This is a genomic window from Bartonella harrusi, assembly GCF_024297065.1.
Taxonomy (GTDB): domain Bacteria; phylum Pseudomonadota; class Alphaproteobacteria; order Rhizobiales; family Rhizobiaceae; genus Bartonella; species Bartonella harrusi.
In genome coordinates this window covers 482679-501937 of the sequence record NZ_CP101114.1, presented here as the reverse complement: position 1 = coordinate 501937, position 19259 = coordinate 482679, and the positions used below count along the sequence as shown (strand labels likewise).

Sequence of the window (19259 nt, the reverse complement as noted above, 5' to 3'; positions counted from 1 at the left end):
AGTAAATTTTCTTTGATAAGATCAAGAAAAAATTATACTGTATTTATACATAATACAAATATTATTTAAATTATAATTAAATATTTAATTTAAAATAAATTATTCATAAAATATAAATATTGATATATTATATATCAATATTTAAAGATATTTTTCTTAATAAACAATAGATATTCATACTCATATATTATCTCAATAAGCATTTATGATAATGAAAATACCACATATGGTACATATTTAAGTATTGATATCATTCTTATTGTATCAATGTTATTGAAGTGTATTATAGATAGATTAAATACGCACGACAGATTTTACAAAAAATATGTAAATGAAAAGCATATATAGATTCTTTTTAACATAACTTTTTATAATATCATTACTCTTGTCATTATTTCAATGAACTCATGAAAAATAATAATATGAAGCATATAACTCAATATCGTTTTATAAATAATTTCTATGAAAGACTCTCTTAAAAGGATAATAAAAACGCCTCTCCTTGATTTATAGGAAGAAGTGAAGACATTAAATATAGTTTTTAAATTTTAATCTCTTCTTTAGAAACAAGATAAAAAGACTCTACGTGATAAGTTTTTCCATTGCGTCTCCCTCTCTCTTAATATTAAAAGTACTCAACAAAGGATGAACAAATAGAAAACAACTTTATTGTCCTAAAATTATTTGGTTATTCTCTCCATAACTCATAAGAATCTCCAATCACCATTTAATAAAAATAGCTTCATCTTTGTTAGACAACATTGTTATAAAAATAATGCAAGATGCAATTGAAAAGTTTGGTGCACCCGACAGAATTCGAATCTGTGACCTCTGCCTTCGGAGGGCAGCGCTCTATCCAGCTGAGCTACGGGTGCTTAAAACTAAATAAGTGATCTTTTAGCCGATCATACTCTCAGCTTCAACAATGAATTACGTTCTTAAAAAAACACCTGTTTATGATTTATTTATATCACTCTAAAATCTTTTCGTCATATCTGCTCTATATTTACCTTAAACAAATGACTTTTCAGTATATAATCCTTTTTCTTATGAAAACAGTTTTTATATACAGCTTCAAAACTTCCCTCAAATAGGCTAAAAAATAAATTGTGAATATCAGGATACTTTTCAATGATGACATTACCAAAGCGCTTCCATTTTATTTCTTCTGAAACTGAGGAAGCCATCAAAGCTACTCATAAATTAATTTCTATTTATGGTCATTTTTCTTTAGAAGAAGCTGACGTTATTGTTGCAATCGGCGGTGATGGAACAATGTTGCAAACAGTACGGGATGTGATGAATACTAGAAAGCCTATTTACGGCATGAATCAAGGTTCTGTAGGATTTCTTATGAATGAATTCCATGAACAAAAATTGCCAAATCGTATTGCTGCCGCATATAAAAAGGAAATTCATCCCCTACGCATGATTGCAAAAGATGAATGTCAAGCAACTATTGAAGCGCTCGCAATCAATGAAGTTTCCCTTTTTCGTCAATCTTATCAAGCAGCGAAAATTCGTATTAGTATTGATAACAATGTACGCATGGAGCAATTAAGTTGCGATGGTGTCCTCGTTGCGACACCAGCAGGATCTACAGCCTATAATTTATCAGCACAAGGGCCTATTTTACCTCTCATGGCACCACTTATGGCACTTACTCCCGTTAGTCCCTTTCGTCCTCGGCGCTGGCACGGAGCACTGCTACCAAATACAGTAATAATACGCTTTGATATGCTCGAACCCGAAAAACGCCCAGTAAATGCTGCTGCCGATAATGTTGAAGTTAAATCTGTCCATTCAGTTACTATTTCAACAGCAACAGAAGTAACAGCCTCAATCCTTTTTGACTCTAACCATTCATGGGATGAACGGATTTTATCAGAACAATTTCGCTATTAATTATTGTATTATGACTTCTATAGGAATATGACTGTTATAGTTGACTTTTTTTTGAAGGTCCCTTAGCTCTCTAAAAGAGTGTAAAGTTACTTAATCTTACGAATAGTTTGGATAGCGAAACTAAAATCGCAGAGCAATTGATAGAAAAATGATACCACCTTTAAACAGTTTTGATGATTTAGGTCTGTCCGCAAAAGTTATTAAAGCAGTAAAATCTGCAGGATATACAGTTCCAACACCTATTCAGAGTGGAACAATCCCCCATGTCCTTCAAAGAAAAGATGTTTTAGGAATCGCTCAAACAGGTACGGGAAAAACAGCTTCTTTCGTTTTACCTATGCTCACACTCCTTGAAAAAGGTCGTGCAAGAGCGCGAATGCCTCGGACTCTTGTATTAGAACCAACACGAGAACTAGCAGCCCAAGTTGAAGAAAACTTCGATAAATACGGAATAAACCATCGTTTAAATGTGGCCCTTTTGATTGGTGGCGTTTCTTTTGAACACCAAGACCGTAAACTTGAACGAGGAGCTGATGTTCTTATAGCAACACCAGGGCGCCTGCTTGATCATTTTGAGCGCGGCAAACTGCTTATGATGGGTGTTGAAATTCTTGTTATTGATGAAGCTGATCGCATGTTGGATATGGGGTTTATTCCAGATATTGAACGGATCTGTAAACTCACCCCTTTTACGCGTCAAACTTTGTTCTTTTCCGCAACAATGTCACCAGAAATTACCAAACTAACAAAGCAATTTCTCCATTCTCCTGTCTCTGTTGAAGTGACGAAAGCATCCTCAACCGCTTCCACGATTACACAGCGGCTCGTCAAATCTGGGAATAAATCATGGGATAAAAGAGCCGTTTTACGAGAACTTATTCACAATGAAGGTGATGCGCTCAAAAATGCTATTATTTTTTGTAATCGAAAAAGAGATATTTCTGAACTGTTTAGATCTCTCATCAGACATCATTTTAGTGTAGGCGCACTACATGGGGATATGGATCAATATTCACGTACAAATACACTCAATGATTTTAAAAATAATAAAATTAAACTTCTGGTTGCTTCTGATGTTGCTGCCCGTGGACTCGATATCCCAGCGGTAAGTCATGTTTTCAACTATGACGTTCCTACACATGCCGAAGATTACATTCATCGAATTGGTCGTACAGGACGTGCAAATCGTAGCGGAAAAGCTTTCACAATTGTCACAAAGGATGACCAAAAATATATCAGTGCTATTGAAGAAATGAGCAATGAAAAAATTGAATGGCTTAATGGAGATCTCTCTACTTTAACGACCGATGATCTAGAAGACGAAATCATCTTAAAGAAAAAATCGCCAAAATTAGCAAAAAAAATGGCTCCTAAAGAGCGTACTGTTCAAACAAAAAAGTCCTTGCAAGGCGATAAGCTGGATTACATCCAAACTGTAAATAATAAAACACAACCGTCTGCACAACATCGCCCTCGGAAAAACAAAGCCTCCTCTTTGCTTGGATTTGGTGATGATATCCCAGCGTTTATGCTCATAAAAATCCGTAATTAGGCTAGAAATTCGCTATCCTGATAGAACAAGAAACAAACAAAATGCTCTGAAAATGCTGTTTTACTCCCCTTGACGCATCAATCTTTCTATTATCTTCTCACGTCCCAAGAGTGGTAAAAACTTCCCCATTTCAGGTCCATGGTCCATCCCGGTAAGGGCTTGACGCAATGGCATAAACAGAGCTTTCCCGCTACGTCCTGTTTTTTCTTTTAATACGCTTGTCCAAACTTTCCAACTTTCATCATTCAATGCACCTTTAGGCAAAAAATCGCCTGACTGATGAACAAATGTGCGATCCTCAAGAGCCACCATATCAAAGCTTGGTTCATCATGAATGACTTTCCACCACAAAACAGCATCATTTACTTTGTTAATATTGCCCCTTATCACCTTCCAAAAACACTCCGCCTTTTCTCCATCAATAGAAAGACTTTGAAGCCGCGTTTTAACCTCCTCATAGGTTAGCTCATGAACAAGATGACTATTCAAGGTTAAAAGATCAGCAATATCAAATTTAGCAACCGATCGTGATGTCTCTTGAAGATTAAAATGCTCTAAAAGCGCTTCTTGATGACGATAGGGATGCACATTTTGCGATGTCCCAATCAAAACAGCAAGGCATTGAACAACTATAGATTCAAATCCTTCTTCTCGTAGAGAACGAATAGAAAGATCATTATTCCGTTTTGAAAACCCTTTTCCTAAAATTGTAGCCAATAAATTAATATGACCAAAAACTGGTAATTCTGCATTGAGAGCTTTAAAAAGAGCGATCTGAGCACCTGTATTTGTAATATGATCATCTCCACGAATAATATGTGTCACAGCCATATCGATATCATCAACGACAGAGGGTAATGTATAAAGGTAGCTTCCATCTTCACGAATTAAAACAGGATCTGAAAGAGAGGATAAATCAATTGTCTGCTTTCCTTTTACTGCATCATCCCAGCAAATTTCTGTTCGCTTTGTTTGTAAAGGATTATCTTCAAAATTAGGGAGAAGAAAACGCCAATGCGGCTTACGTCCTTGCGATTCAAAAGCTTCTTTATCTTCTGATGTCAATTTCAATGCAGCACGATTGTAAATAGGAGGCAATTTGCGTGAAAGTTGGATTTTACGACGCCGATCTAATTCTTCAGCAGTCTCATAACAGGGATAAAGAAGGCCGCGTTGTTTGAGTATTTTTGCAACTTCATCATATCGGCTAAACCGCTTGGATTGATGATAAATTTCATCTGGTTGAATACCAAGCCATTCAAGATCAACGGCAATAGCATCAATATATTCCTGTTTAGAGCGTTCAACATCTGTATCATCATAGCGTAAAATAAAGGCTCCTTTATGCGCTTGCGCATAAAGCCAGTTGAACAAGGCAATACGAATATTACCAATGTGAATATAACCTGTTGGAGAGGGGGCAAAACGAACTTTTATCATAAAAAATAATACTCAATTTTTATCGCGAAAACGATTGACAATAGGATAACGACGATCACGACCGAAGTTCTTGTGACTGATTTTTACACCAGGAGCCGATTGTCGTCTTTTATATTCTGCACCATAAAGAAGCTGTTCAATTTTCTCAACTGTTTCCCGTAAATACCCCCGTTTTACAATATCACAAACACTCATGTCATTTTCTACAAGAGATTGCAAGATATCATCCAAAACAGGATAAGGAGGAAGAGAATCTTCATCTTTTTGATTTTCCCGAAGTTCTGCGGAAGGTGCCTTTTCTATAACATTGAGGGGAATGACAATTCCTTCTGGTCCTTTAAAATTTTGCAAGTGGTTTTTATTGCGCCACTCTGCTAATGCATAAACCTGCATTTTATAAATATCTTTAAGGGGATTAAATCCCCCATTCATATCACCATAAAGTGTTGCATATCCTACAGCCATTTCTGACTTATTGCCTGTTGTTACCACCATGGAGCCAAATTTATTGGAAAGCGCCATCAAGATGGTGCCGCGTACACGACTTTGAAGATTTTCTTCTGTAATATCAGGAGATAATCCTACAAAAACAGGCGCCATTGTCTTCAAAAAAGCTTCAACAGGTTGCACAATCGGGACTACTTCATAATGACATCCTAAAAGACGCGCACACTCCTTAGCATCTTTTAATGATTCTTGTGAAGTATAATGATAGGGCATCATTACAGTGCGAACTCTCTCAGCACCAAGAGCATCCACCGCTATAGTTGTACAAAGAGCTGAATCAATTCCTCCCGAAAGGCCAAGAATAACATCTTTAAAGCGGTTTTTATTAACATAATCTCTCAAACCCAAAACACAGGCTTGATAATCAGCAGCTAACCCACTGAGAAGATTTTCATTTGGACCAGAAATACATTGCCATTCTGTCGTTTTCCGTTGCCAATGCGTGAGAGCAATATGGCTTTCAAAATGTTTCATTTGAAAAACCATTTTGCCTTGCCCATTTAACGCAAAAGAGCCTCCATCAAAAACGAGTTCATCTTGGCCTCCAACTTGATTAGCATAAATAATAGGTCTACCAGATTGAAGCGCTTGCGCATAAACAACCTCTATCCGTTTTAATGTTTTATTACGAGAATAGGGGGAACCGTTAAGAACAAGGATGATCTCAGCTCCTTTATTACCAAGCTCAGCACATAGAGAGGGATCATTCCAAATATCCTCACAAATGACTATTCCTAGTTTTATCCCGCGATAGAGAATTGGCTCAGGGCGTGGACCGGGAGAAAAGAGGCGCTTTTCATCAAATTCAGCATAATTAGGTAAATCAAACTTGTAGCTTTCAGCAATGATCTGTCCTTCATCAAGAAGCATAACACCATTGTAAATGGTATTATCATGCATGAGAGGAAGACCAATTATAATTCCTGGCCCCCCTATTGTTGCTTTTGCTAACTTTTTAACAGCATCTTCACATGTTTTTGTAAAAGCAGCTTTGAGAACAAGATCTTCCGGCGGATAAGCACTAATAAAAAGCTCCGTGAATAAAACAAGATCAGCTCCCTCTTCCTTCGCTTTTTGATGCGCCATTACAGCAAGAGAAAAATTTCCTTCAATATCACCAACTACAGGATTTAATTGGGCAATTGCTACCCGAAAATCATTTTTCATAAGCCTTTGTATCATTTCATCAGTTTGGTAAGCATAACTCTGCTCTCATCATCGAAAATATTGCTTTTTTTAGAAATGCTTTTTCATAAAGAGCTGAAACAAAAAATATCTGCGATTTTTTGTCTAACTATTTGCTGCAAGAGCTATCTAACTATTTGCTGCAAGAGCTAATGAATCAGCATGACGATTTTTTTTAAGAAGTTCAGCAACAAGAAAGGCTAATTCTAATGCTTGATCTGCATTTAACCGGGGATCACACTGTGTATGATAGCGATCAGATAAATTTTCTACAGAAATGGCATGTGCTCCACCTGTACATTCTGTAACATCACGACCTGTCATTTCAATATGAATGCCTCCCGGATAAGTCCCCTCGCCATAATGCACTGAAAAAAACTTTTCTACTTCCTTTAAAACATAATCAAAGGGGCGTGTTTTATAACCATTTACAGTAACCGTATTACCATGCATGGGATCACACGACCATATCACCTTACGCTTTTCACGCTCAACAGCATGAATCAATTGAGGAAGGTATTTTTCAACCTTATCATGACCAAAACGCGTAATAAGCGTTAATCGCCCCAGTTCGTTTTCAGGGTTTAAAATATCGATTAACCTCAAAAGTTCATCAGCTTCAAGAGAAGGGCCACACTTCAATCCAAGTGGATTTTCAATACCACGGCAATATTCAACATGAGCATGATCAATCTGGCGTGTCCGATCACCAATCCATAACATATGCCCAGACGTTGCGTACCAATTTCCAGAAGTTGAATCAATCCGCGTCAAAGCCTCTTCATAGCCAAGCAAAAGGGCTTCATGACTGGTATAAAAAGATGTCTCACGTAATGAAAAATTTGTTTTTGACGTAATCCCTATAGAACGCATGAAATCAATTGCTTCCGAAATACGCTCTGCCAATAACTCATAACGCGCACCTTGTGGACTATTAGACACAAAACTTAACATCCATGCATGAACATTTTCTAAATTGGCATATCCCCCTTGTGAAAAAGCACGCAAAAGATTCAATGTTGCCGCAGATTGGCGATAAGCCATAGACATTCGTTGTGGATCAGGAATACGAGAAGCCGCTTCAAATTCAATGCCATTAATAATATCCCCCCGATAAGAAGGAAGTTCAACTCCTCTTTTACTTTCCGTATCACAAGAGCGTGGCTTGGCAAATTGACCTGCAATACGACCTATTTTAACAACAGGTTTAGAATTACCAAAAGTCAAAACAATCGCCATTTGCAAGAATACACGAAAAAAATCACGAATATTGTCAGCTTCATGCTCCGCAAAACTTTCTGCACAATCCCCCCCCTGTAATAAAAAAGCTTGGCCTTGTGCGACAGCTGCCAATTCGTTTTTTAAATCACGCGCTTCACCAGCAAAAACCAAAGGAGGATAGCTGCGTATCTTTCGTTCAACATCTGCTAACACAGATTTATCCGGATAATTCGGTACTTGTTTAATTGGCCTTGCTCGCCAAGAGTCAGGCGCCCATTCTTTTATCATTACACGCTCTCCAGAGCTTGAAATTACGTCTTATTACCTTAAAACTTTGTCAATTATCTCACTATGTCTGTTTAATTCTCTATTTTTTTTCCATTTTTATAGACATAACTTGGTTTATACATCGTTACCAGTTCTTCTGCCATCGTTGGATGGACTGCCATCGTTTCATCAAAAACATCTTTCGTCAACTTACCTTTGAGAGATATTCCTATGAGCTGTGCCATCTCACCAGCGTTCTCCCCTAAAATATGAGCACCTATAACAATCCGGCTTTCACCATCGACAATAAGCTTCATAAACATTTTTTCTAAGCTTCCAGAAAGAACATTACGCATAGGACGGAAAGCTGTACGATAAATCTCAAGATGCTTATAACGATGGCGTGCTTCTTCTTCTGAAAGACCAACCGTTCCAATCTCTGGCTGTGAAAAAACAGCTGTCGTAATCAGATCATAATCAGGTGCGGTGGGGATATTCTCAAACGCAGTCTTCACAAAACACATTGCATCATGGATTGCAACAGGTGTCAATTGAATATGACCTGTGACATCACCAACAGCCCAAATGTGAGGTATATTGGTTGTCATCCTTTCATCAACAATAACTGCACCAAATTCATTCAATTGAACACCAGCCCGCTCAAGCCCTAAGCCTGTTGTATTGGGCACACGCCCAGTAGCCAACATAATCTGATCAGCACTGACCATTTGCCCATTTGATAAAACAGCATCATAACAATTCTCTCTCGCTTGTACTTTGGAAACTGTCACCCCATAAATAATAGAAATCCCTTTTTCAATCATTGTATCATTAAGCAACTTTCGCAAATCATCATCAAAGTTACGAAGGATTAAATCACCACGATGGAGGAGTGTTGTTTTGACACCTAATTCATGAAAAATGTTAGCAAATTCAACACCAATATACCCACCACCAACAATGACTATTGATTTTGGAAGCTCTTCAAGATCAAAAATTTCATTAGAAGTAAGACAAAAATCACTGCCTCCAATTGCTGTGTTTGGTGCAACTTTTGCCCCCGTTGCGATTAAAATTTTTTCTGCACTAACCCGCTCACCTGTTGCTGAGAGCTCTAATGTATGATCATCCACAAAGACCGCATGGCTTTCATAAATATGAACATTATTATTTTGTAATCCCTTGCGATAAAGCCCTTCTAATCTTGTTATTTCTTCATTTTTAGCTGCAACTAATTTTTTCCAGCTAAAAACTGGAGCAGCATATTCCCATCCAAAACCAACACTTTTACGGAACTCTTTTGCATATTGTGAAGCATAAACATACAATTTTTTGGGAACACAGCCGCGAATAACACAAGTTCCTCCTATACGATATTCTTCTGCTATAGCAACACGCTTACCAAGTCCTCCCGCAAGACGTGCAGCACGCACTCCTCCAGAACCACTGCCAATAACAAATAAATCAAAATCAAAAGATCCCACGAACTCTTCCTTCCCATCCATCTACAATAATAGGCTATGATCATTTATTATCAAATGAAAGTCTTTTTTATTTTCAAGCATTCTTTTCTATCAAACAGCCTCCTGTAAAGAGCCTCTTTTATTAAAAACGGCGGAAAACCGCCGTTTTTTTTTGCAACAAAAATCCACATTCATTGGAATGAAATCAAACTATTTTTTATTTTTTGAAGCGTCTAGTTTTGTGGGTGTAATAGAATTGTTCAAATTAAGTGTCTCAGACATCTCTTTTTTTACATTTTTTATAAGATCCTGCATAAGAGAAGAGCGCCATGTATCAAATGTAGAATAAGCATCACGTGCAATATTTGGAACTTCTGTTAAAAACTTTTTACCGGTATCAGAACTATAAAAAGCTGTAATGGCATCAAGTTCTTTTTGAGTAAAATATTTTGCATATACGTGAGCAATCTCTTTTTCTAAATCAGAGCGCCGTTTAACCAAAGCAAGCGCTTGTTTGTCAACAATATCAGAAATAGCCGTTGCTAAATTAGGATCATCGCTGATAAGTTCATTTTTGAGATCATGTGCTGCATTCGGTAAAAAATTATCAAACTGATCCGTTGCGTGAATAGCACTAATAGCCTTTCTCGCTGAATCTAAATGTTGATCACTTACACCTTGTGCATACCCCATGGCAATATTCATAAATAAAATGGTAATTGCACCAAAAGATACAGTAAAACGCTGATAAGAAAATATTTTTTTCATTTAATGATTATCCCGATAATTAATTATAATTCAAATTCGTTATTTTATTCAAAATCCCTAACCTTTAATTGTGCAAACAGATCACCATGTGTAAACTGTTTTCTCTAAAAATTAAAGGATTCTAAAACTTTTATTTGACCATCAGCCATCGCTACAATTGCACACGAAGCTAATCCTAAGAAAAGACCATGTTCGATAACACCAGGAATTGCAAGGAGTGCATTCGATAATAATTTTGGCTGCACAATATGCCCCCAAAATGCATCAAAAATGAAGTGCCCACCATCTGTTTCAAAAGGATTTTCTCCATTCATTCGTAAAACAATTTCTCCAGAAAGCCCTAGATCATCAGCTGCTTTTCCAATAGCTTTGCGTGTCACATGCATACCAAATGGATCGACTTCAATAGGCAAAGCAAAAGCACCAAGCGTTTTTACTATCTTTGTTTCGTCAGCAATAACAAGCATTGTACGAGATGCAGACGCTACAATTTTTTCACGCAACAATGCCCCCCCACCCCCTTTAATGAGAGACATCTGTGGTCCAATCTCATCTGCTCCATCAATATCGAGATCAAGTTCAGGTATGTGTTCTAACGTAGTAACAGGAACCCCAAACTGACGGCAAAGCTGCTCGGAATACAATGAGGTAGCAACACCCGTCACCTGCAAACCACCCGCAACACGCTCACCAAGAAGGCTAATAAATTCATTTACTGTCGAACCAGAGCCTATACCAAGCCGCATACCATCTTTAACAAACTCGAGCGCTTTAGCGGCTGCCATTTTTTTTAACTGCTGAACATCCATCAATCACTTTACCTTTGTACCAATCTAATGATTGTTTATGACAGATTGATAAAAAAGCAGCTTATTGCACCAATCTGCCGTAAATTTATTCGCCACCTTTTTGCTGAAAAATTGTTAATTATTATAAAATATGATAACAATAAAATAGAATAATTAACAATTTTATCTTTTTTTTCATAGACAATAATTTAAAATTTATCCTTGTTGATAAAATGCACTCAATATTGCTATAGAACGCGCTTGTCTTTACAATATGTGATGCAAATTAATGGGTTCATTATCGAAACCAATGGGTGCTCTCCCTGTTTTCATTCTCTCAATCTTTATGCCCTACACTTTTTTACCATCCAGAAAGAAATTCTGTAAAGATCAAACAAACCATCTCTCTGATGAACTTTGTTTGTTGTCCCCCTTTGCTATCGGTAAATTGAGTATTTTTTTAACCAAAACTTTTTTCCTTAGCAACAATTTGGGTGAAGTTTTCTTGGTAGCGAATTTAAAGACCATCACCTCGCATGCAATGTTGCCATTGGATGCGATTAAACTATAAGCGAAGTTACTCTTTTCTGAAAAAAATTACTTAATCAAAGCATAGATGAACTGCTTTGCTTTTGTCTCTTCTTTGGACAGAACAACTGCGCTTTTAGGAGTTTTTACGATCCTAAGGTATAAGTTTTTAGGAATTGTTCCGCTACCATATTTTTTGCCAAAAACTCTTGTTAAAAAGTGTGGGGTGCGGACGAGAAGTTTTCTCTGTCTGTTTTAATCGGCTGATCATCTTTCGGCGTCTACCCGACAAGAAATTCTTGATACCGGCACAGAATTGACCAACATTTCCAAAAAATGAGTCCGTACCTACCAAAACATCATCAATCACATGTCCACTCGTGACCCAAGATAACGTTGTTTCAATGCCTTTAATAACCGTTTTATCACACTCAATTCGAGTGCCAACTGTTTCTTCCACTCTTTTTACTACGCCATCAGCTAGAGCATATATTCCTTTCCGGTAGCAAAAATAAAATCAACCGCTGTACCTGTCACAAAAATGTTACCTTGTTCGTCATCAATCTCATACCATTTTTCTTCAACGTCTCTTCGGCACCACTCATCTGAACATTCCGCTCATTTTTTCCCTCTGCGCGTGTTGAACACTGCTGCAAAATTATACATTATCTCGATATTAAAAAGGTTGTCTGCTTTTTGAAAAACCGTAAATCATTAATAGAATAGATGACTCCATAATAAAAAGGACAAAGCATCATCAGAAAAATGACCTATCATTTTCTATTCTGTTCTTATCTGGGATAAGAAGAAGGGTATGATGATTATATAATTTTTGTGAATATTGCCTATGCTTATTCCACGGTCTATAAAATCCCTTTGAAGACCAAGTGATAACTCCATTTTTGCTCATCATCATGCTTCCTCGTAATAAAAAATTTCGGAGAGTAAATTTTATTTTCGCTTTTTTGTTGCATAACTGATTATTCATTGCAAATGCCGTAATTATAATGTCTGCATCTACGCATTGATCTACCTTTTCACGCAACACAATCACTCTCGAACCATTTTCTAATAAAGATGCACACATAGAATGATTACAAATGAATTGTCCCTTAAAGGAAGGACCATATTTTGTTGGTTTGATAGTCTCATTTATACGAAATGATTTTTCCCATATAGACGTTGTGAACTTAGAAATATGGTAACGATCAATAGATAATTTCTTTTCATTGATAACACCCACAAGCTTCATATTGTCTGCTACGATTAGTTGTACCGGTGAATGCATCAAGCAAACATAAATACCAGCTAAAATAAAAAAACTAAAAAAGAACTTGATAGATGTTTTACAAAAAATCAGTCCAACCAAACCTATGCTCAATAAAACAAATGCAGACAACGGCATAAATCCAGGATTTAAATCAGGAGAAATATCTTTTATAGCATGAGCAATTTTTATCACAAGACCAACACCAAACCCCATAATTTGAAGCGGCAGCCATTCAAGACCCCAAAACATGGCAAGGACTGCTATTAATCCAAAAGGTATGATGAGGATTGATACTATCGGCAAAGCTAAAACGTTACTGATAATGCTGTAAAATGCGATATTGGAAAAATGATAGGCAGCATAAATTCCACTGGCCGTTCCTGCTATAAAAGAAGATGCACATATTGAAAATATCGATAAAAATGCAAAATGAATCACTCCACCTCCAACATAAGAAGGTGTTGTTTTTCTTTTACGAAAAAAGGCTCTCTCACTCCACCAATCAAAAAACGCAATCAAAGCTGCTGTTGCAGAAAAAGACATTTGAAAGCTGGGACCTAATATTTCATGCGGCTTAATAGCCAAAGTTATCAAACCAGCAATAGAAAAATTACGCATTGTTACAGCGGAACGATTACACAATACAGCAACCAACATAACAGCAATCATTACAAAACTTCTCTGTGCTGATATAGCCATGCCAGAGAGTAACAAATAAAAAGCTGTCATCATTAATGCAGCAATAGCTGCAAATTTTTTGGCGGAATAATAGGATGAAAACACTGGGAAAAGTGCCAAAAAGCTACGGATACTTATAAGGACTATGCCACTTAACAAAGCCATATGCAAACCTGATATTGATAAAATATGTGCTAATCCAGCCGTACGCAATGCTTCGTTTGTCTCATTTGAAATTCCACCTCGCTGTCCTGTTATCAGAGCAGCTGCGACGCTACCCTTCTCTTGCTCAATTGCACTACGGATTCTTTGTGTCATGTTGGTCCGTAAATTTTCAATTTTTTGTAGGAGTATACTTAATATTTTATTGGGCTGTGAAACTGATATTTTCATTGGTTTTCCCAAGTAAATTCCCTGAGCACCAATTCCTTTAAAATAATTATGGAAACTAAAATCATAGCTTCCTGGACGCACCGGACCAGATAATGCACGGAATTTTACTTTTCCATAGAGTCCATCACCAATTGCAAGGCTATAGGGTAAATGCCTTACTGACAAATGAACACGATAAGGAGCATGGTGTAATACTGGTTTTTCTGTTTTCAAAACATCTAAAACTAAACGCGTTTTCCCTTTTGGTCTTAACTCAATAGAAACAACTCTTCCTGTTAACGTAGTGACGATATCTCTACTCAACATTGGTGTAGAGATACGCCATGTTTCTATCTTTGCAATCAAAGCGCCCAATACAATACAAAACAGAAATCCGGTAATAATCCATATTCTCCGATAAAAACGAAAAATATAGAGCATTCCAAGAAAGAGACTCATCAGCACACCAAATTGTCCCCAACTTGGCTCTTGCTCTAAATTAAAATAAAAAAGAATACCTGTAGAAAAAAAGACTAAAATTAATGAAAAAAGAATTCCAAAAGAGATTTCTTTGTTTATACAATCTACCAACCACTTCCAGAAAAAAGTTATTGCTTCTTTTACAGGTGACAATAAAAAAATCTTTTGTTGGTTACAACGGTTTCTGTTTACACGACAAGGATAAACGAAAGAAAAAGCATTTTTCCAGAGGAGAGTTAATTCTTTTCTTTTTGACACATCGCTTATGAATAAAGCATTCTTAACTTTATTATGATTAAACATCTGCAAATCCCCCACTTTAACTTGCAATGCTGCTATTGCACACCCTACCACCTATGCTAACATAATCTTTCCATAAAGTTCTATAAATAACATCTTAATTTTAAAGGGAGATATCCGTGTCCGTTATTACCCGCTTTGCCCCCTCACCAACAGGCTTCCTTCATATTGGAGGTGCCCGTACCGCTCTGTTTAATTGGCTTTATGCAAAACATACTGGTGGCAAAATGCTTCTACGAATTGAAGATACCGATCGAGAACGTTCAACAGAAGCAGCTGTAAAAGCTATCATAGAGAGCTTGCACTGGATGGAACTGAGTTATGACGGTATTCCTATTTCACAATTTGAACGCGCAGAACGTCATCGCCAAGTCGCTAAACAATTGGTAAAAGATGGCAAAGCTTATTATTGCTATGCTTCTCCCGAAGAATTAGCTGAAATGCGTGAAAATGCCCGCGCAGAAGGTCGCCCACCACGTTACGATGGACGTTGGCGAGATCGTGATATTTCTCAAGCTCCTAAAGGTGTCAAACCTGTTATTCGTATCAAAGCACCCCAAGATGGGGAAACAATTGTGCATGACCGTGTTCAAGGTAATGTCCACTTTCCTAATAAGGATTTGGATGACTTTATTATTTTGCGTTCCGATGGTTCTCCTACCTATATGCATGCCGTCGTTGTTGACGATCATGATATGGGAGTAACACATATCATACGTGGTGATGATCATCTCACAAATGCAGCCCGCCAAATAATCATCTTCAATGCAATGGAGTGGGATATTCCTGTGATGGCACATATTCCACTTATCCATGGTGAAAATGGTGCAAAATTGTCAAAACGGCATGGTGCATTAAGTGTCGACGCCTATCGCACAATGGGATACCTTCCTGCTGCTTTGCGCAATTATCTCGTCCGTCTAGGCTGGAGTCATGGCAATGATGAACTCATGTCAATCGAAGAAATGATCTCTTGGTTTGATATCAATGATATCAATAAAGGTGCTGCACGTTTTGATCTCAAAAAGCTCGACGCTATCAATGGACATTACATACGCACAAGCAATGATCAAGAACTTTTTAAAGCTGCTCTTAATCTTTTACCAGAAATTGAAGGGGGCTTACAAGTAATGGAAAGACTTGATGAACAATGCCGTGCTCAATTTTTAAAAGCTATACCAAGTTTAAAAGAACGTTCAAAAACACTGTGCGAACTTATTGATAATGCCTCATTCATTTTTACAAAACGGCCATTACAGGTTGACGAAAAAGCGCAAACACTCCTAGACAAAAATGGTCAAGCTATCTTAAATGATCTTTATCTTGTCCTGAAAGCATGCCCCTCTTGGGATACCGAAACACTAGATAAAGCTCTCCGATCTTATGCAAAAACACAAGATCTCAAATTCGGATCTCTTGCCCTACCCGTTCGAGCAGCTCTCACAGGACGCACAACATCGCCTGGAGTTTTCGATGTCCTTATTCTATTGGGACGCGATGAATCTCTTAACCGCATCAATGACCAACTTGACAAAACAACATATACATAATTTATTAACTAAATGAGTATGCACATACAAACGCTTCCACAAAAACCGAGAGTTGTCTTCTCTCTCAAATCATTGAAAGATGTATTTGCTAAAATTGCAAATAAAAATACTTTTTAGATTGCACGAGCAAACTTTTAGAGTAAATCTATTTTTCAATAAGATAGGAGGAATTTCAATTATATAGCTTCCTATCGGGTGAAGCGAAATCTTGATTTTAGAAGCGAGGGATCTGAAAGGAATGTCTAATGTCTGAGAATACAGCACACATTATAATAAATGATAAAAAAATAGAACTTCCAATGCGTAAAGGTACCATTGGTCCTGATGTGATTGAGATTGCTTCTCTCTATAAAAAAGCTGAAACCTTTACATACGATCCTGGTTTTACCTCAACTGCTTCTTGTGAATCAAAAATCACTTATATTGATGGGAATGAAGGGGTATTGCTCTATCGTGGTTATCCTATCGACCAACTGGCTGAAAAAGGAGACTTTCTCGAAAGCTGTTATCTTTTGCTTTATGGTGAACTTCCAACAAAACAAGAGAAAAATGACTTTGACCGTTGTATTATGCAACACACGATGGTGCACGAACAGTTTGCGCGGTTTTTTCATGGATTTCGTCGCGACTCCCATCCTATGGCTGTCATGGTTGCATGCCTTGGCGCTATGTCTGCATTCTATCACGACTCTATTGATATTACAGATCCTCAACAGAGAATGATTGCTTCTGTTCGTCTCATTTCAAAGGTTCCAACTCTTGCCGCAATGGCCTATAAATACAGTATCGGGCAAGCTTTTGTTTATCCGCGTAATGATCTTAGTTATGCCGCAAATTTCCTCCGTATGTGTTTTTCTGTTCCTTGTGAAGAATACAAAACCAATCCTGTACTCATTCGAGCAATGGATCGAATCTTTATCCTCCATGCAGATCATGAGCAAAATGCTTCCACATCCACTGTACGTCTTGCAGGCTCTTCGGGTGCTAATCCGTTTGCATGTATTGCTGCAGGTGTTGCCTGTCTTTGGGGACCAGCGCATGGTGGCGCCAATGAAGCATGCCTAAAGATGCTACAAGAAATAGGTTCCGTTAAAAGAATTCCTGAATTTATTGCCCGGGCCAAAGATAAAAATGATCCTTTCCGCCTCATGGGATTTGGTCATCGTGTCTATAAAAATTATGATCCACGCGCAAAAATCATGCAAAAAACCTGCCATGAAGTTTTAAAAGAATTGAATATTCAAGATGATCCACTGCTTGATATCGCTATAGAACTTGAAAAAATCGCCTTAAATGACGAATATTTTGTTGAAAAAAAGCTTTATCCAAATGTTGATTTCTATTCTGGAATTACATTAAAAGCCTTAGGTTTTCCAACCCAAATGTTTACTGTTCTTTTTGCATTAGCACGTAGTGTCGGTTGGGTTGCACAATGGAAAGAAATGATTGAAGATCCAGCACAAAAGATTGGTCGTCCTCGTCAACTCTATACAGGATACGCCATGCGTGAATATGTTCCTATAGATAAACGTATGAATTAAACAAAATAACCAAACCAACAAAGCTCCGCTTTATTGGAGCTTTGTTGTAGGTAATTAAATGCAACAATCTAAAAGTGTTTTTATAAATTTTGATTTTAAAGTTCTTTTTGCAAAGAGAATACTCTTATAAAAATTGTGCAAAAAACTTTAACTTATGCTTCTTGTTCTCAATTGGATGCGTCCCCTACTCTTCCCTACACAGATATATCAGAATTATTGTGTATTAAACTCAAAAATATTAAGAATTTTGCTGTCTTTCTCTCAAAATAATTTCTCAAAAAACTAGTAAAACGCTGTTGATAACCATACGCCAAACATTTTCTATCTCTTTGCAGAAAATTGGTAAAAAATAAAACACACTCTAAAAGCTTTCCTATGCAAGACAACTCATTGATTTATAAATATAATTCATCGTTTTACATGTTGAATTAGACCCCCGAATATTGTAAGATTCCCTCATTTCAAATCCTCTTATGTTGAATCAATCAAAACCATCCCCTTGCACATTACAAGTGGGATTATTGTGTGGATAAAAAACTCTAAATAAAGGAGTAAAAATATCTCTTATGAATCGTCTAAATACCAAGGGCTGTCGCAACATTGGAGGCTGGTAAATAGTATGATGGCGCCGACTTGTTACTGCACAAACGTAAAGATGGTGGCGCGCAATGGATTTACCGGTATACCATCTACGGGCGCCGTTGTGAAATGGGCTTGGGGGCCTTAAGAGATGTCTCTTTAAAGCAAGCGCGTGAATGTGTAACTAATGGTGTTCTGTTTTACGTGAGGGTCGTAACCCCATTAAACGAACATGAGAAACAAAAGCGTGAAGCAATGCGTAATCTGCATTATTTAAAAGATATTGCTTTGGATACTTTTGAAAGCCGTAAAGAAAAATTAAAAGGAGATGGTGAGGCTGGGTATTGGTTTTTACCTTTAAAACTTCATATTTTGCCAAAATTAAGCTGTTTACCAATTTCAGAAATTACCCAAACCGATATACGCAATGCACTTGCTCCCATCTGGCATACAAAAGTTGGGGCTACCCATAAAGCACTAAGCCGCCTTAATCCTTGTCTTAAACATACTGCTGCATTGGTTTTGGATATTGATTTACAAGTGACAGAAAAAGCACGAGCTTTATTTAGGTAAACAACGCCATAAAACCAAAAACATGCCTGCTATATACAAAAAAACGCTTCACCAATAGTTGTGACACTCCTCCCATTCTGACGATTCATTAAAGGCATTTTTACTCCTTTCTTCTTTACCCACGCGATAATCCCTCTTGTGATGTGCAAGGAGATGGTTTTGATTGCTTCAATATAAACAGATTTGGAATGAGAAAATCTGAGGATATTCGTGTCTCTCATTCAACATGAAAAACGATAAACTATTATAAATCAATATATTAACCTAATAAAGTGCTACAAGAAGAATCATT

General features: G+C 37.2%; 13 protein-coding genes, 1 tRNA gene and 1 pseudogene. 5 read left to right on the top strand and 10 right to left on the bottom strand.

Features of this window, described 5'->3' with window-relative positions:
- Window positions 1–798: 798 nt before the first annotated feature.
- A tRNA-Arg gene (locus tag NMK50_RS02275) sits at window positions 799–875 on the bottom strand.
- A 256-nt stretch (window positions 876–1131) separates the two neighbouring features.
- Here NMK50_RS02275 and NMK50_RS02270 point away from each other — a divergent pair.
- Together NMK50_RS02270 and NMK50_RS02265 are read left to right on the top strand one after the other, a co-directional pair.
- A complete protein-coding gene (locus NMK50_RS02270) occupies window positions 1132–1905 on the top strand; it encodes an NAD kinase (RefSeq protein ID WP_254770716.1) in 774 nt (257 codons plus the stop codon).
- A gap of 148 nt (window positions 1906–2053) precedes the next feature.
- The gene (locus NMK50_RS02265; protein WP_254770715.1) at window positions 2054–3457 is read left to right on the top strand and encodes a DEAD/DEAH box helicase; all 1404 of its coding nucleotides are present in this window, start codon (window positions 2054–2056) and stop codon (window positions 3455–3457) included.
- A 60-nt stretch (window positions 3458–3517) separates the two neighbouring features.
- Here the strand turns inward: NMK50_RS02265 and gltX (NMK50_RS02260) are convergent, their stop codons facing one another.
- From gltX (NMK50_RS02260) to NMK50_RS02225, 9 genes are all read right to left on the bottom strand, one after another.
- Window positions 3518–4897, bottom strand: coding sequence for a glutamate--tRNA ligase (gene gltX / locus NMK50_RS02260; protein ID WP_254770714.1), 1380 nt, complete (start codon window positions 4895–4897; stop codon window positions 3518–3520).
- A 12-nt stretch (window positions 4898–4909) separates the two neighbouring features.
- Entirely contained in the window at window positions 4910–6571 is a 1662-nt protein-coding gene (locus tag NMK50_RS02255; RefSeq protein WP_254770713.1) for an NAD+ synthase, read from the bottom strand.
- Between the two features lie 147 nt (window positions 6572–6718).
- Entirely contained in the window at window positions 6719–8098 is a 1380-nt protein-coding gene (locus tag NMK50_RS02250) for a class II 3-deoxy-7-phosphoheptulonate synthase (protein WP_254770712.1), read from the bottom strand.
- Window positions 8099–8169: 71 nt separating this feature from the next.
- Entirely contained in the window at window positions 8170–9561 is a 1392-nt protein-coding gene (gene gor / locus NMK50_RS02245) for a glutathione-disulfide reductase (protein ID WP_254770711.1), read from the bottom strand.
- 189 nt (window positions 9562–9750) lie between these two features.
- The gene (locus tag NMK50_RS02240; RefSeq protein ID WP_254770710.1) at window positions 9751–10308 is read right to left on the bottom strand and encodes a DUF2059 domain-containing protein; all 558 of its coding nucleotides are present in this window, start codon (window positions 10306–10308) and stop codon (window positions 9751–9753) included.
- Window positions 10309–10412: 104 nt separating this feature from the next.
- A complete protein-coding gene (rpiA, locus tag NMK50_RS02235) occupies window positions 10413–11117 on the bottom strand; it encodes a ribose-5-phosphate isomerase RpiA (protein WP_254770709.1) in 705 nt (234 codons plus the stop codon).
- A 246-nt stretch (window positions 11118–11363) separates the two neighbouring features.
- Window positions 11364–11429: an HNH/ENDO VII family nuclease gene (locus NMK50_RS10575; protein ID WP_374112205.1), complete on the bottom strand. Its 66-nt coding sequence runs from the start codon at window positions 11427–11429 to the stop codon at window positions 11364–11366.
- A 379-nt stretch (window positions 11430–11808) separates the two neighbouring features.
- The gene (locus tag NMK50_RS02230; protein ID WP_254770708.1) at window positions 11809–12084 is read right to left on the bottom strand and encodes a hypothetical protein; all 276 of its coding nucleotides are present in this window, start codon (window positions 12082–12084) and stop codon (window positions 11809–11811) included.
- A 297-nt stretch (window positions 12085–12381) separates the two neighbouring features.
- Complete coding sequence (locus tag NMK50_RS02225; RefSeq protein ID WP_254770707.1) at window positions 12382–14727, bottom strand: ComEC/Rec2 family competence protein; 2346 nt, start codon at window positions 14725–14727, stop codon at window positions 12382–12384.
- A gap of 116 nt (window positions 14728–14843) precedes the next feature.
- Here NMK50_RS02225 and gltX (NMK50_RS02220) point away from each other — a divergent pair, with 116 nt between their 5' ends.
- From gltX (NMK50_RS02220) to NMK50_RS02210, 3 genes and pseudogenes are all read left to right on the top strand, one after another.
- Window positions 14844–16274 (top strand): glutamate--tRNA ligase, encoded by a 1431-nt coding sequence (gltX, locus tag NMK50_RS02220; protein ID WP_254770706.1) that lies wholly within the window; start codon window positions 14844–14846, stop codon window positions 16272–16274.
- A gap of 245 nt (window positions 16275–16519) precedes the next feature.
- Window positions 16520–17815 carry a citrate synthase gene (gene gltA, locus NMK50_RS02215; protein ID WP_254770705.1) on the top strand — a complete coding sequence of 432 codons (1296 nt, stop codon included), beginning with the start codon at window positions 16520–16522 and terminating at the stop codon, window positions 17813–17815.
- A 557-nt stretch (window positions 17816–18372) separates the two neighbouring features.
- A pseudogene (locus NMK50_RS02210) lies at window positions 18373–19001 on the top strand (integrase arm-type DNA-binding domain-containing protein); the annotation flags it as partial.
- Between the last annotated feature and the right edge of the window lie 258 nt (window positions 19002–19259).

Bases quoted from the DNA above. Each gene is read 5' to 3' on its own strand.
- rpiA (WP_254770709.1), bottom strand. From the start codon at position 11,117: ATGGATGTTCAGCAGTTAAAAAAAATGGCAGCCGCTAAAGCGCTCGAG.
- NMK50_RS02240 (WP_254770710.1), bottom strand. From the start codon at position 10,308: ATGAAAAAAATATTTTCTTATCAGCGTTTTACTGTATCTTTTGGTGCA.
- NMK50_RS02265 (WP_254770715.1), top strand. From the start codon at position 2,054: ATGATACCACCTTTAAACAGTTTTGATGATTTAGGTCTGTCCGCAAAA.
- NMK50_RS02255 (WP_254770713.1), bottom strand. From the start codon at position 6,571: ATGAAAAATGATTTTCGGGTAGCAATTGCCCAATTAAATCCTGTAGTT.
- gltA (WP_254770705.1), top strand. From the start codon at position 16,520: ATGTCTGAGAATACAGCACACATTATAATAAATGATAAAAAAATAGAA.
- NMK50_RS02270 (WP_254770716.1), top strand. From the start codon at position 1,132: ATGATGACATTACCAAAGCGCTTCCATTTTATTTCTTCTGAAACTGAG.
- gltX (WP_254770714.1), bottom strand. From the start codon at position 4,897: ATGATAAAAGTTCGTTTTGCCCCCTCTCCAACAGGTTATATTCACATT.
- NMK50_RS02225 (WP_254770707.1), bottom strand. From the start codon at position 14,727: ATGTTTAATCATAATAAAGTTAAGAATGCTTTATTCATAAGCGATGTG.
- NMK50_RS02250 (WP_254770712.1), bottom strand. From the start codon at position 8,098: ATGATAAAAGAATGGGCGCCTGACTCTTGGCGAGCAAGGCCAATTAAA.